The sequence below is a fragment of the Mycobacterium sp. 852002-51163_SCH5372311 genome (assembly GCF_001667115.1).
GTDB lineage: Bacteria > Actinomycetota > Actinomycetes > Mycobacteriales > Mycobacteriaceae > Mycobacterium.
This window is the reverse complement of sequence record NZ_LZIJ01000144.1, coordinates 33,838-47,235: the sequence shown is the minus strand read 5'-3', so window position 1 is coordinate 47,235 and position 13,398 is coordinate 33,838. Positions and strand designations below refer to the sequence as shown.

General features: G+C 65.7%; 13 protein-coding genes. 9 read left to right on the top strand and 4 right to left on the bottom strand.

What is annotated here, in order from left to right; genetic code table 11:
• The first annotated feature begins 57 nt into the window (after positions 1–57).
• Together ndk and A5791_RS16820 are read left to right on the top strand one after the other, a co-directional pair.
• A complete protein-coding gene (gene ndk, locus A5791_RS16825) occupies positions 58–468 on the top strand; it encodes a nucleoside-diphosphate kinase (protein ID WP_067239199.1) in 411 nt (136 codons plus the stop codon).
• A gap of 325 nt (positions 469–793) precedes the next feature.
• Entirely contained in the window at positions 794–3,754 is a 2,961-nt protein-coding gene (locus A5791_RS16820) for an Rne/Rng family ribonuclease (protein ID WP_067239197.1), read from the top strand.
• Between the two features lie 420 nt (positions 3,755–4,174).
• Here the strand turns inward: A5791_RS16820 and A5791_RS26075 are convergent, their stop codons facing one another.
• The gene (locus A5791_RS26075; RefSeq protein WP_082966975.1) at positions 4,175–4,594 is read right to left on the bottom strand and encodes a DUF4189 domain-containing protein; all 420 of its coding nucleotides are present in this window, start codon (positions 4,592–4,594) and stop codon (positions 4,175–4,177) included.
• Between the two features lie 732 nt (positions 4,595–5,326).
• Between A5791_RS26075 and A5791_RS26540 the strand changes: the two genes are divergently transcribed.
• The 6 genes from A5791_RS26540 to A5791_RS26535 all read left to right on the top strand — a co-directional run bounded on the left by A5791_RS26540 (position 5,327) and on the right by A5791_RS26535 (position 9,668).
• Positions 5,327–5,914 (top strand): hypothetical protein, encoded by a 588-nt coding sequence (locus A5791_RS26540; protein WP_156661394.1) that lies wholly within the window; start codon positions 5,327–5,329, stop codon positions 5,912–5,914.
• Positions 5,915–6,110: 196 nt separating this feature from the next.
• Positions 6,111–6,422 carry a 50S ribosomal protein L21 gene (gene rplU, locus A5791_RS16800; protein WP_067239186.1) on the top strand — a complete coding sequence of 104 codons (312 nt, stop codon included), beginning with the start codon at positions 6,111–6,113 and terminating at the stop codon, positions 6,420–6,422.
• A 13-nt stretch (positions 6,423–6,435) separates the two neighbouring features.
• Positions 6,436–6,696 (top strand): 50S ribosomal protein L27, encoded by a 261-nt coding sequence (gene rpmA / locus A5791_RS16795; protein ID WP_067239183.1) that lies wholly within the window; start codon positions 6,436–6,438, stop codon positions 6,694–6,696.
• 90 nt (positions 6,697–6,786) lie between these two features.
• Entirely contained in the window at positions 6,787–8,223 is a 1,437-nt protein-coding gene (obgE, locus tag A5791_RS16790) for a GTPase ObgE (protein WP_067239179.1), read from the top strand.
• A complete protein-coding gene (gene proB, locus A5791_RS16785; protein WP_067239176.1) occupies positions 8,220–9,326 on the top strand; it encodes a glutamate 5-kinase in 1,107 nt (368 codons plus the stop codon). The genes obgE and proB overlap by 4 nt, the downstream gene beginning before the upstream one ends.
• 168 nt (positions 9,327–9,494) lie before the next feature.
• The gene (locus tag A5791_RS26535) at positions 9,495–9,668 is read left to right on the top strand and encodes a hypothetical protein (RefSeq protein WP_156661392.1); all 174 of its coding nucleotides are present in this window, start codon (positions 9,495–9,497) and stop codon (positions 9,666–9,668) included.
• Positions 9,669–9,678: 10 nt separating this feature from the next.
• Here the strand turns inward: A5791_RS26535 and A5791_RS16780 are convergent, their stop codons facing one another.
• The gene (locus A5791_RS16780; protein WP_067239173.1) at positions 9,679–10,314 is read right to left on the bottom strand and encodes a TetR/AcrR family transcriptional regulator; all 636 of its coding nucleotides are present in this window, start codon (positions 10,312–10,314) and stop codon (positions 9,679–9,681) included.
• A 66-nt stretch (positions 10,315–10,380) separates the two neighbouring features.
• Between A5791_RS16780 and A5791_RS16775 the strand changes: the two genes are divergently transcribed.
• A complete protein-coding gene (locus tag A5791_RS16775; RefSeq protein ID WP_067239170.1) occupies positions 10,381–11,649 on the top strand; it encodes a cytochrome P450 in 1,269 nt (422 codons plus the stop codon).
• A gap of 314 nt (positions 11,650–11,963) precedes the next feature.
• Here A5791_RS16775 and A5791_RS16770 read toward each other — a convergent pair whose 3' ends face one another.
• Positions 11,964–12,812: an NAD-dependent protein deacetylase gene (locus tag A5791_RS16770; RefSeq protein WP_067239167.1), complete on the bottom strand. Its 849-nt coding sequence runs from the start codon at positions 12,810–12,812 to the stop codon at positions 11,964–11,966.
• Positions 12,813–12,822: 10 nt separating this feature from the next.
• Complete coding sequence (locus A5791_RS16765) at positions 12,823–13,362, bottom strand: cysteine hydrolase family protein (RefSeq protein WP_067239163.1); 540 nt, start codon at positions 13,360–13,362, stop codon at positions 12,823–12,825.
• Positions 13,363–13,398 lie beyond the last annotated feature (36 nt).

Below are 13,398 nucleotides of genomic sequence, written 5' to 3'. Positions count from 1 at the left end.
CAGTCTCGGTCCGCTGGGTACCCGCGGGCCCGCCCCCGGTTGGGTACGCTGTGCGCCGTGACCGAACGGACCCTCGTACTGATCAAGCCCGACGGCGTCGAAAGGCGGTTGATCGGCGAGATCATCAGCCGGATCGAGCGCAAAGGCCTCACCGTCGCCGCGCTCGAGCTCAGACATGTCAGCGAGGAGTTGGCCAGCCGTCACTATGCCGAACATGACGGCAAGCCCTTCTTCGGCTCGCTGCTGGAGTTCATCACGTCCGGCCCGGTGGTGGCCGCGATTGTCGAGGGGACTCGAGCGGTCGCGGCGGTTCGGCAACTCGCCGGTGGTACCGATCCGGTGGAGAAGGCGACGCCCGGCACCATCCGCGGTGACTTCGGGCTGGAGACACAGTTCAACCTGGTACACGGGTCGGATTCGGCCGAATCGGCTCAGCGCGAGATCGCGCTGTGGTTTCCCTCCGACTGACCTCCGTCTGACCCCGCCTGATCGCCTCTGCCGGGGCGCTCGACTCACAACTGGATGACCCCGCTCAGTGATGTGGGATACTGATGGACGGGTGAACGTCGCCGGACCGGCGTCGGACACCCGAATGAAGACTTAGACAAGCGCGACCATCGCCATCCGCGATGCGGCGCGGCATGCCGAGCCATCATTCAGCACGGCGTCGAGTGGGTTCTGTTGAGCTGCTCGGTGCGAGACCATCACAAGCCCGGGAGAAGTACTCGGGCCCATAGCGAAGCCCTCGCGTGGCCGCGTCGCACGGACGCGCCCGGGGGCTTGAGGAGAATACGTGGTAGACGGTGCCCCATCTTCAGAAGCAACCTCTTCAGAGAACACCTCTTCAGAGAGCACCTCTCCGGAGACAACCTCTGCGCCGACACCGGTCGAGGAACTGCCGGACCGCCTGAGAGTCCATTCCCTGGCCCGAACCCTGGGAACCACCAGCAAGCGGGTCCTGGACGCGCTGAGCGCGCTCGATGGAAGGATCCGCAGCGCACACTCCAGCGTGGACCGCGAAGATGCCGCTCGGGTGCGCGAGCTGCTGGCCAACGAACCCCCGGACAGCCCGGAGAGCTCCCAAAGTTCCGAGAGCCCGCCAGACGAGGCCGGCACGCCCGAGGAGCCGGAATCACGGCTGATGCTGGAGACCGCAACTGAGCGGCCCCACTACATGCCGCTGTTCGTCGCACCGCAACCGGTAGCGGCACCCGGCTATCGCGGCGCCGACGACGACGAAGCTGCCGACGAAGCCGTCGACGTTGCCGACGATTCCGACACTGACGACGATGACGATCAGGCCGATCGACCGGCCAATCGGCGCCGGCGTCGGGGCCGTCGTGGTCGCGGCCGCGGCCGGGGCGAACAGGGCGGATCCGAAGGTCAAGGTGACGGCGCTGACAGCGGCGACGAGACCGAAGCCAAGGGTGGCGAGTCCAGCGATGCCGACGACGAAGACTCAGATTCCGACGATGTCGACGACACCGAAAACGGCGACGACGAGAACGGCTCCGCGGAGGCGGGCAGCCGGCGGCGCCGGCGGCGCCGGCGCCGTAAGTCGGGTTCCGGTGATGACGGCGATGACGGTCCGGCACCCGATGATCCGCCGAACACGGTGGTACACGAGCGGGCACCCCGTGCAGGTGGCAAGGGCGGGGCTGACGACAACGGCAACGGCTCAGGAAGCTCGGCGAGCGGCGAGATCAAGGGCATCGACGGCTCCACCCGGCTGGAGGCGAAGCGGCAGCGGCGTCGCGACGGGCGGGACGCCGGACGGCGCCGCCCACCGGTGCTGACCGAAGCGGAATTTCTGGCGCGCCGCGAGGCCGTCGAGCGGGTCATGGTGGTGCGCGATCGGGTCCGTACCGAGCCGCCGCACCCCGGCGCCCGGTACACCCAGATCGCGGTGCTCGAAGACGGCATCATCGTCGAGCATTTCGTCACGTCGGCGGCATCTGCTTCGCTGGTGGGCAACATCTACCTGGGCATCGTGCAGAACGTGCTGCCGTCGATGGAGGCGGCGTTCGTCGACATCGGCCGCGGCCGCAACGGCGTGCTCTACGCCGGTGAAGTCAACTGGGAAGCCGCCGGCCTGGGCGGTGCTGATCGCAAGATCGAACAGGCTCTGAAGCCAGGCGACTATGTCGTGGTGCAGGTCAGTAAGGACCCGGTCGGACACAAGGGCGCCCGGCTGACCACGCAGGTATCGCTGGCCGGCCGCTACCTGGTGTACGTACCCGGCGCGTCGTCGACCGGGATCAGCCGCAAGCTGCCCGACACCGAGCGCCAGCGGCTCAAGGAGATCCTGCGGGAGGTGGTGCCGGCCGACGCGGGGGTGATCATCCGGACGGCGTCGGAGGGCGTCAAGGAGGAGGATATCCGCTCCGACGTCACGCGGCTGCAGGAGCGCTGGCAGCAGATCGAGGCCCAGGCGGCCGAGACCAAGGAGAAAGCCGCCGGTGCCGCGATCGCGTTGTACGAGGAGCCTGACGTTCTGGTCAAAGTCATCCGTGACTTGTTCAACGAGGACTTTGCGGGCCTGATCGTCTCCGGCGACGAAGCCTGGAACACGATCAACGAGTACGTGAATTCTGTTGCCCCCGAACTTGTTTCGAAGCTGACCAAATACGAGCCGGCCGAGTCTTCGGGGGGGCAGCCGGCTCCTGACGTGTTCGCGGTGCACCGCATCGACGAGCAACTGGCCAAGGCGATGGACCGCAAGGTGTGGCTGCCGTCGGGCGGCACCCTGGTGATCGACCGGACCGAGGCGATGACGGTCATCGACGTCAACACCGGCAAGTTCACCGGGTCCGGCGGCAACCTCGAGCAGACGGTGACCAAGAACAATCTCGAGGCGGCCGAGGAGATCGTGCGTCAGCTGCGGCTGCGTGACATCGGCGGAATCGTGGTCATCGACTTCATCGACATGGTCCTGGAGTCCAACCGCGACCTGGTGTTGCGCCGGCTCACTGAGGCGCTGGCCCGCGACCGCACCCGCCACCAGGTGTCGGAGGTGACGTCGCTGGGCCTGGTCCAACTAACCCGCAAGCGGCTTGGGACCGGTCTGATCGAGGCGTTCTCGACCTCATGTCCGAACTGCGGCGGCCGCGGCATTCTGCTGCACGCCGACCCCGTCGATTCGGCCGCGGCCGGCGGCCGCAAATCCGACTCCGGCGGTCGACGCGGCCGGCGGTCGAAGAAAAGCCGCACCGACGAACCTGTGGTGGCCAAGGTGCCCGCGCACGCTCCGGGTGAGCACCCGATGTTCAAGGCGATGGCCGCCGGCTCGTCCGGAACCTTGGGTGCTGCCGATGGCAGTGACGGGGAAGCGGGCGAGTCCGACCAGGATTCGACAGCTGGGGCCGGCGAGGTGACCGAAGAGCGGGTCCTGGAGGACGCCGATCAGGAGGACTTCGACGACACCGACGAGCTGGACGCTGACGACGTCGAAGGCGAGGACAGCGACGACGAAGACGACGACGACACTGAAGAAGACGAAGACCGCGACGACGAAGACAGCGAAGACGTCGACGAACTCGATGACGAAGACGTCGAGGAGGACCTCGACGATGACGAACTCGACGACGACGATGAGGACCTCGACCTCGACGACGACGACCTCGACGTCGAGGAGTCCGATTCCGACTCCGACTCCGACTCCGAGACGGGCGGCTCCGCTGACCGCGCAACCGAACGTCCGCGCCGGCGGCGCGCAGCGGGCAGGCCCGCCGGTCCACCGATCCACGCCGACTAGCAAACTCGCATCGCCGACTGGCGACTGCGTCCTGCCAGTACGGGCAGGGGCATGTTATCCGATCCAGTGCTAGTGCCACGCGGTGGCGATGGCACCGGTAGGTTCGCTCCCACGGCTCCATGGGCCGACGGGATGGTCGGCGCCGCCGTGGCGGGATTGGGTGGGTATCGACACAGCTGCCGGCGGCGGACCGCGTCGGTTCAGGCGCGTTGGGCAGCTTGGCAATTCAGTCCGCTGGCCCAATCGCTCGGCATCATTCATAGACACGTCGATGAGCCCAGCAACGCCTGCTGCGCTGTCCTCGGCGGTCAGGTCGACAACCTCACGCCGTGGTTTCGCCGCAGCCAGCGACAACAGGCTCCGGTCGCGCGCGGACGCCTTCACATGACAAACCGCTGCGCTAGCCGCTCGCCGGGTCAGTCAGGCGCACGCTGCGGCGACGATGTTCCCGCCGGGTTGTTGCTGCAAAGCAGCTTGCCTTGCTGCGTCGACCGAGCCGCCATAACCCATTTGCGCTACGTGCGGGCCGTTGGGGGCTTGGACATTTGCTGGGACGGCCAACGCACCACAGGCGTGCTCGGTGCCGCGGTGCAGCGACGTGACCGTAGTGCATTTCGAGTTGGTCTTTGCTTGACAATTACTAGCGGCCGAATTCATGGCGGTTGTCTCATCGTTCGCACCACTTGCTGTCCCGCCCGTCTTGCCGTCCGCCGAAACCGCGAGCGCGCCCCAGTCCCCGGCGGCGTATGCCGTGGGCGCCGCGGTGACGGTCAGCGCGGCCACCGCCGCAGCGCCCGCTGCGAAAATTGCGGCGCGAGTGACACAACTGGTCTCTTTCATGGTGGTTCCTTACCTGTGCTGAAGATCCCGTAAAGGTGGACACAATGGACGCTGATGTTGTTTGGCCTTCTCTGGCCCGTGTTTAGCCTTGTAAACGCAGTCGGGTCCAGGTGGGGCGCGCACACTACAGAAAGGACGAACAATTCCGAAGACGACCACAAGTCGACAAGGGATGAAATTTCGCCGCCCGCTGACACTCCGCTCTTGCATACGCTTTGACACCTCCTTCGAGGTTCAGGACTGAATATTAACCCCCACCGTTCTGCGCTGGGCCCGCTTTAACCGAACCTGCCCCATAAGCCGTATTTGCTATGTGACTAGTGATGTCAGGCAGCTTGGTAGATAGCCGACCTAAGGTCTTAGCTGCGCTGTTCTATTTCGTTCGTTGCTACGGACGTCAATGCAAACCCGGCAAACATTGAGCAGCTACGCTCCGGTTCAAACACGTCGATAGGATCGCGGCCCACGAATGCCGCCCGACCATGTGCACCCTCCGCGTGGGAGGGTCAACGTGATCCCCTCGTCGCTTGTTCGCGAATATTGACGTCAGCCCCAGACCAAACTGCCGGCACCCAGTCGGATCGTCGATGAGGACCGATCCACGCCGACTAGCAAACTGCGGCCCACTGTTTCAACCCCACAGGGGGAGCTGGCGTGCGACGATACGCGGTGATGCATCGGTAACGGCACACCTCAGGTCATTGGTTGGGGTCCGCACGTAAGGAGTGGTGGATGAGGGGGGCAATGGCTCGGGGAGTCCGCGGCGCGTTGACGAAAACCGTCGTGGCCGCGTCATTTGGAGTAGGAATAGCCGTGGCGGGCGCGGCCGTTCACGCGGACGCGACGCCCGGCTCCGCAGCTGGCTTCGGTACGCGCGCTTTCGTCGACGATCCTGATCCTGGTTTTCCGACCGGCCCGGACGATCCCCGCTGCGCGACGATGTCGTGGGCAGCCGAGTGTCAGGGCGGCCCCTATGCCGGTCCCGCTGGTCTCGACAGTCCCGGTGGTCCCACCGGTCCGGCCGATACGAAATGCATTTCCATGCCTACCGACCCGGTGTGTGCCGGGGGCCCGTACGCTCCGCCGGCGGCTGCGGCTCCTCCCATCGAGGCAGCGCCGCCGATCGATGCGCCGCCGGCGGACACACCGCGGGACCCGTTTGCTGGCGGAGCGCCCGACGAACACATCGGTGGCGGTATCCCCGATGAGCACATCGGTGGGGGTATGCCGGGGCACATCGGCGGCGGTATTCCTGACGAGCACATCGGTGGGGGTATGCCGGGGCATATCGGTGGTGGCGGAATGCCGGGACACATCTAAGTCGAGGTTCTAGGTCACACTCGGCAGTTTGACCCTGTAGCCGCTGGTCACGTACCCTTGGACAGTTGTCGCCAGGCTGGGCGAGTAGCGTTCGGCCGGCGAGCGGGAGATATGGGCCCGCGCCACAAGATCCACCACGCGCCCGGCCCGATGGCCCGTGCGCGAGAAGCTGAGCAGAGTTAAGGCAGGAGCAACGATGGCGACCTACGCAATCGTCAAGACCGGCGGCAAGCAGTACAAAGTCGCCGTCGGAGACGTGGTCAAGGTCGAGAAGCTGGAATCCGAGCCCGGAGCCAAGGTGTCGCTGCCGGTCGCGCTCGTCGTCGACGGCGCCAACGTGACCACCGACGCCACGGCACTGGCCAAGGTCGCGGTGACCGGCGAGGTGCTCGAGCACACCAAGGGTCCCAAGATCCGGATCCACAAGTTCAAGAACAAGACCGGCTACCACAAGCGGCAGGGACACCGTCAGCAACTGACGGTCCTCAAAGTCACCGGCATCAAGTAACGAGGCGACAGACATGGCACACAAAAAGGGCGCTTCCAGCTCCCGCAACGGTCGTGATTCCGCAGCTCAGCGGCTAGGCGTGAAGCGGTTCGGCGGCCAGGTCGTCAAGGCCGGCGAGATCCTGGTCCGTCAGCGCGGCACCAAATTCCATCCGGGCGTCAACGTGGGTCGCGGCGGCGACGACACCTTGTTCGCCAAGGCGGCCGGTGCCGTCGAGTTCGGGGTCAAGCGCGGACGTAAAACCGTCAGCATCGTCGGGCAGACCACCGACTAAGCGTCGCGAGCGTGCACCCACTGCGATAATTCGAGGTAAATCTCGCAGTAGCTACACGTTCGGCGAGCGAGACGGGTGAGAGGACCCCCGATGCCTCGGTTTGTCGATCGCGTCGTCATCCACGCACGGGCAGGTTCCGGCGGCAACGGTTGCGCCTCGGTGCACCGCGAGAAGTTCAAGCCGTTGGGCGGTCCGGACGGCGGCAACGGTGGGCGCGGCGGCAGCGTGGTGTTCGTCGTGGACCCGCAAGTGCACACCCTGCTCGACTTTCACTTCCGCCCGCACATCGCAGCCCAATCGGGCAAACAGGGGATGGGCAACAATCGGGACGGCGCAGCGGGCGCGGACCTGGAAGTGAAGGTGCCCGACGGCACCGTCGTGCTGGACGAAAACGGCAGGTTGCTCGCCGACCTGGTCGGGGCGGGTACCCGCTTCGAAGCCGCCGCCGGTGGCCGCGGCGGTTTGGGCAACGCCGCGCTGGCGTCGCGTGCCCGCAAAGCCCCGGGCTTCGCGCTGCTGGGCGAGCCGGGCCAGTCCCGCGACCTCACGCTGGAGCTCAAGACCGTCGCCGACGTCGGGCTGGTCGGCTTTCCGTCGGCCGGGAAGTCCTCGCTGGTCTCGGTGATCTCGGCGGCCAAGCCCAAGATCGCCGACTACCCGTTCACCACGCTGGTTCCCAACCTCGGGGTGGTATCCGCGGGAGAGCACGCTTTCACCGTCGCCGATGTGCCCGGTTTGATTCCGGGCGCGTCACAGGGGCGCGGCCTGGGCCTGGACTTCCTGCGCCACATTGAGCGCTGCGCGGTGCTGGTGCATGTCGTGGACTGCGCCACGGAAGAACCGGGCCGCGACCCGATCTCCGACATCGATGCGCTGGAGGCCGAACTTGCTTCCTACACACCCACATTGCAAGGGGACGCGACGCTTGGCGATCTGGCCGAGCGGCCCCGGGCAGTAGTGCTCAACAAGATCGACGTGCCGGATGCCCGCGAGCTCGCCGAGTTCGTCCAAGAGGACATCGCCGCGCGCGGCTGGCCGGTGTTCCTGGTCTCGACGGCTACCCGGGAAGGCTTGCAGCCGTTGATCTTTGGCCTCTGGCAGATGATCTCGGACTACAACGCGCAACGCCCGCCAGTGGTGGCCCGACGGCCGGTGATCCGCCCAGTTCCGGTGGACGACAGTGGGTTCACAGTCCAGCCCGACGCGCACGGTGGTTTCGTGGTCAGCGGCGCACGGCCTGAGCGCTGGATCGGCCAAACGAACTTCGACAACGACGAAGCAGTCGGCTACCTCGCTGACCGCTTGGCCCGCCTTGGAGTGGAGGAGGAGCTGCTGCGGCTGGGTGCGAAACCGGGATGCGCGGTGACCATCGGCGAGATGACCTTCGATTGGGAACCGCAGACGCCCGCCGGCGTCGACGTCGCGATGTCCGGCCGCGGCACGGACGCGCGCCTGGAAAGCAGAGACCGTGTCGGCGCCGCCGAGCGCAAGGAGGCTCGTCGCCGGCGCCGTGAGCGGCACTCATGAACAGTCGCCACCGCGAAGCCATCCGGACCGCGCGAAGCGTCGTCGTCAAGGTCGGCACCACCGCGCTGACAACGCCGAACGGAATGTTCGACGCCAGCCGGCTGGCTGGTCTCGTCGACGCAATCGAGGGACGCATGAAGGCGGGCTCCGACGTCGTCATCGTGTCCTCGGGCGCGATCGCCGCGGGCATCGAGCCGCTCGGATTGTCCAAGCGCCCAAATGATTTGGCCACCAAGCAGGCGGCGGCCAGCGTCGGGCAGGTGGCGCTGGTGAACGCGTGGAGCGCGGCGTTCGCGCGCTATGGCCGCACGGTGGGGCAGGTGCTGCTGACCGCCCACGATATCTCGATGCGGGTGCAGCACAACAACGCTCAGCGCACCCTGGACCGGTTGCGGGCACTGCATGCGGTGGCGATCGTCAACGAGAACGACACCGTAGCCACCAACGAAATCCGGTTCGGCGACAACGACCGGCTTTCCGCGCTGGTGGCCCACCTGGTCGGCGCGGACGCATTGGTGCTGCTGTCCGACATCGACGGCCTCTACGGCTCGGACCCCCGAAAAATGCCAGGTGCACGGTTTATCGCCGAAGTGGCCGGAGCGGCTGATCTCGATGGTGTGGTGGCCGGACAAAGCAGCCACCTGGGCACGGGCGGGATGGCATCGAAGGTGTCGTCAGCGTTGCTTGCCGCCGACGCAGGTGTGCCGGTGCTGCTGGCGGCCGCCACCGACGCCGCAACCGCGCTGGCCGACGCCTCGGTGGGCACGGTGTTCGCCGCGCGGTCCGACCGCATGTCGGCGCGGCGGTTCTGGGTGCGCTACGCCGCGGACGCCGCGGGTTGGTTGAGGCTCGATGCCGGGGCGGTGCGTGCCGTCGTGGGGCAGCGCCGTTCGTTGCTGCCCGCCGGCATCACCGGGGTATCGGGCGGGTTTTCGGCGGGCGATGTCGTCGAACTGCGCGGACCGGACGAGGCCATGATCGCCCGCGGCGTGGTCGCTTACGACGCAACGGAGCTCGCGTCGATGATCGGCCGGTCCACCTCCGAGCTACCCGGCGAGCTGCGCCGTCCGGCGGTGCACGCCGACGACCTGGTGGCCGTGTAGCCTCGGCGGCGGCTTGGCGAGCAGACGCAGAATCGCACAGACAGCGGCCCTTGCGTGCGATTCTGTGTCTGCTCGGCGTTCCAAGAAGTCGCTCCAAGAATCTATGAAGGATCCTTGCAGCCCTGCCCCTGACCCTTTTCTCAGAGCAAGCGAGAAAAGGGAGTCACCATGTGGGCACTCACAACGTCCAACGGCCTGCGTGTCGACGGCATCCGCGTTGAGCAAGACGGCCGCGCAGCCGTCCAGATGCTGGGCTACTCTCAACTCATCGGCCCCTACTCCTGGCAGGTGACCGACAACCAAGGACGGCGATTCGTCGCCGAGCTGCGCCGAGCGCGCTGAATTTCTGGCGTCACTGCGAGGCAGACTTTAGATACAGTGCGCCCCAAGCGATTTCGGTCAGCGTATTGATCAGTTCGGCGTCGTAGTCGGGTGGTTCGTTCGGCAGGTTCTGCTGGCACGCCCGCTCGACCATCCAGACCAAGGCACTGGCCGCGGTGGCCGCCGGCAGTTCTGGGCGGATCGATCCATCGGCCTGGCCCGCCTCGATAACCTGGGCCATGCGTCCGGAGATTCCGGTCAGCAGATCGCGATAAGTCTGTGCCGTCGCCGGGTCGTAACCGGCCATCTCGTTGAGCGCGACGAGCACCGGTTGATGACGGCGAAAGCTCGCGACGATCCCTGCCAGCGCGGCGCGCAAGTCGTCCGGATTGTGTCGCCCGGCCACTCCCCACCAGCGTTCCCCGCCGCCGGCCAACTCCGCGAACACCTCGCTGGCCAACCGGCGCAGCAGGTGGCCTTTGTCCTCGAAGTAGATGTAAAAGCTGGCGCGCGAAATCCCGGCCTCGGTCGACAGCCGGTCCACGCTGAGTTCGGTGAAGCTGGTGCCGTCGCCCATCAGGCGTTCGGTCGCTTCCAGCAGCCGCCGCTCCATCTGCTCTCGCCGCTGCTGGCGGTTGGGCTGCGGCTTTCGGGTGACGGACGGCATTTGCTGAGCATAACTCGTAGATTTACATCTTGACTAGACATTATGTCTAGACATAAAGTCACGAGGATGACTGAGGCGACAGGACTGTCCGGCAAGACCCGCGACTACGACCCGATAGACCTTTCCTCGCGAGCGTTCTGGTCGACGACGGCTGACGACCGTGAACGCACGTTCGCCGTCTTGCGTGCCGAGCGGCCGGTGAGCTGGCACCCTCCTGTCGAAGACGCCATGCTGCCCGATCCCAACGACCGCGGCTATTGGGCCGTTACCCGTCGCTCCGACATCGTCGCGGTGAGCCGCAACAACGAGGTGTTCGTGTCGGGCAAGGGAGTGCTGTTCGAGAACTATCCCGAGGAGCTGCTCGAGGCGTCGCAGTCGTTTCTGGCGATGGATCCGCCTCGGCACACCAAGCTGCGCAAACTCGCCCACGCCGCCTTCACCCCGAGGCAGGTTCGGCGCATCGAAGAGTCGATCAATCAGAACGCCAAAACCATCGTCGAGGAGCTGCGCGCCGCGGGCAGCGGAGCCGATTTCGTGGAACATTGCGCGAAGGAACTGCCCATCCGCACGTTGTCGGACATGGTGGGGATTCCGGAATCGGAGCGTCAGCAAGTGGCGCATGCCGCCGATGCCCTGGTGTCTTTCGAGGACCCGGACTTCCTGAACGGCCGCAACCCCCTCGAAGTCGCGTTCGAGAACCAGGTGTATCTCCATGAGGTGGCCGGCTCATTGGCCGCCCAGCGCCGTGATGATCCCGGTGACGACCTTTTCAGCAGTCTGGTCAACGCGGAAGTCGACGGTGACCGGCTGACCGACGCGGAGGTGGCCGCCTTCTTCGTGCTGCTTGCCGTGGCCGGAAACGACACCACGCGACAGACCACCAGCCACGCCATGAAAGCCCTCACCGACTTCCCCGACCAGCGGGCCTGGCTACGAGAGGATTTCGACAACCGGATCGGAACCGCGGTCGAAGAATTCATCCGATGGGCCACCCCGGTCATGACCTTCCGACGCACGGCCACAACGGATTTCGAGCTAGGCGGACAGACCATCTCGGCCGGCGAGAAGGTGGTGATGTTCTACGCGTCCGGCAACCGGGACGACGAGGCCTTCGACCATCCGGAGCGGTTCGACCTGGGCCGCAGCCCCAACCCGCATGTGGGTTTCGGCGGTGGCGGAGTGCACTTCTGCCTCGGGGCTCATGTGGCGCGGGCGCAATTGCGCGCCATTTTCGGCGAGCTGTTGCGGCAGGTGCCCGACATCGAAGCCGGCGAGCCGACATACGTCACAGGCAATTTCATCCACGCCATCCGCAGTATGCCCTGCAGCTTCTAACGCGTTTTCAGGTATTCCGCTCGAAGGCTGGACACGCACCGGCGGATACTGACGGTTTTGAGTGTGAACTGACGGTTTTGAGTGTGAACTCACGGTTTTCGGTGTGAATCCTTGGCGGGAATCGGCGCAGATTTTCGCCCAGGATGCACGCCGAAAGCCTAGGATTCACACCGAAAGCCGTGGATTCACACCGAAAGCCAGCGCTCGACACCGCAGCCATGTTGATAGCGCCCGCGCTATCAAATTGAAGACCGCAACATGCCTGCCGTTTTGGTAGCAGAGTGGCAGATGTGACGAGACCGCCAGCGCCACGTCTAAAACAGGGCAGCCCCGGCCAATTCGGAGGCAACCAGCGTCAGCATTTCCGAGCAGCCGCCGTCGACCTTGACCGTTGCCAGGTCGTCGCCGCGGGTGCGGCCCCGGTTGACGATGGCGACGGGAATGCCGAGGGCCGCCGCATGACGGACGAATCGGTAGCCGGAGAACACCGTCAACGACGAACCCGCGACCAGCAGCGCCTCGGCCTGATCCACCAACGAATAGGCTTGAACAACAACGTCTTTCGGGACACTTTCGCCGAAGTAGACGATGTCGGGTTTGAGCATGCCGCCGCAGCGAGGGCAGTCGAGGTACCGAAACGAACTGGTGTCGGCGACGACGGCGTCGGCGTCCGGGGCCACCGCCAGCCCACCGATGGCTTCGGCGCGCTCGGCGAAGCCGGGGTTGAGTACCTCCAGCCGTTCGGCGAGTGCGGCCCGGCTCATCGTGTAGCCGCAACCCAGGCACACCACCCGCGCGTAGCTGCCGTGCAGATTGACGACGTTGCGGCTGCCCGCCTTGGTGTGCAACAGATCGACGTTCTGGGTGATCACACCCGTCACCAGTCCGGCGTGCTCCAGCGTGGCCAGCGCCCGGTGGCCGGCGTTGGGCTGGGTGTCGTGCATGTGCCGCCAGCCGACGTGGTTGCGCGCCCAGTACCGCTGACGAAACGCCTGATCCGACGTGAACTGCTGGATCGTCATTGGATTGCTCGGCGGTGAATCGGGACCGCGGTAATCGGGAATCCCCGAATCGGTGGAAATCCCCGCGCCCGTGAGAACGGCGAACCGGCGACCGGCCAACAGAGCCACCAGCTCCGGCGATTCCGCGCAGCGAACAGTCACCTGTTCGAGGCTAACCCAGGCAGTTTGCCGCCGTCGTAAGCTCGGCGGACATGTTCTGCTCCATCATCTTCAGCGCGGCCTTGCCCAGGTCGGCGTCCAGGTGGGCGACGGCATCGGTTGGGACCACGACCTCGAAGTGGCGCACATAGGCATCCAGCGCGGTGTAGAGAATGCACTGCTCGGTGACCTGGCCGGTCAGGATCAACCGTTTGGTTTCAAGACGGCTGAGCAGGTACGCCAGCGGCGTGGCGTAGAAGGCGCTGTGGCGAACCTTGGTCAGCAGTCGGCTGCCTTCAGCGGGCACGATCGGCTTGACCAGGTTGGGCCGTGCGCCGTCGACCGCCGCGCGGACGAGGTCGGAAAACTCGGCGGTGAAATCTCCGTAGTTGTCGTTGACGTAGATCAGGTCGACGGTCTCGGATTTCCGCGCGCGTCCGACCAAGTCGGCCAGCGGATCGATGATCTTGGCGACATTGGGTATCAAGTCTTCGGCGTCGTCGTGCCCGTAGCTGTTCAGCATGTCGATAACCAGGACAGCGGTGTCGCTCATGCTGTGTTGATACCCGACGAGACGGTGTTGACACGG

Coding starts and splice junctions, on each gene's coding strand:
- rpmA (WP_067239183.1), top strand. CDS start 6,436: ATGGCACACAAAAAGGGCGCTTCCAGCTCCCGCAACGGTCGTGATTCC.
- A5791_RS26540 (WP_156661394.1), top strand. CDS start 5,327: ATGAGGGGGGCAATGGCTCGGGGAGTCCGCGGCGCGTTGACGAAAACC.
- A5791_RS26535 (WP_156661392.1), top strand. CDS start 9,495: ATGTGGGCACTCACAACGTCCAACGGCCTGCGTGTCGACGGCATCCGC.
- A5791_RS26075 (WP_082966975.1), bottom strand. CDS start 4,594: ATGAAAGAGACCAGTTGTGTCACTCGCGCCGCAATTTTCGCAGCGGGC.
- A5791_RS16775 (WP_067239170.1), top strand. CDS start 10,381: ATGACTGAGGCGACAGGACTGTCCGGCAAGACCCGCGACTACGACCCG.
- proB (WP_067239176.1), top strand. CDS start 8,220: ATGAACAGTCGCCACCGCGAAGCCATCCGGACCGCGCGAAGCGTCGTC.
- A5791_RS16765 (WP_067239163.1), bottom strand. CDS start 13,362: ATGAGCGACACCGCTGTCCTGGTTATCGACATGCTGAACAGCTACGGG.
- A5791_RS16780 (WP_067239173.1), bottom strand. CDS start 10,314: ATGCCGTCCGTCACCCGAAAGCCGCAGCCCAACCGCCAGCAGCGGCGA.
- rplU (WP_067239186.1), top strand. CDS start 6,111: ATGGCGACCTACGCAATCGTCAAGACCGGCGGCAAGCAGTACAAAGTC.
- obgE (WP_067239179.1), top strand. CDS start 6,787: ATGCCTCGGTTTGTCGATCGCGTCGTCATCCACGCACGGGCAGGTTCC.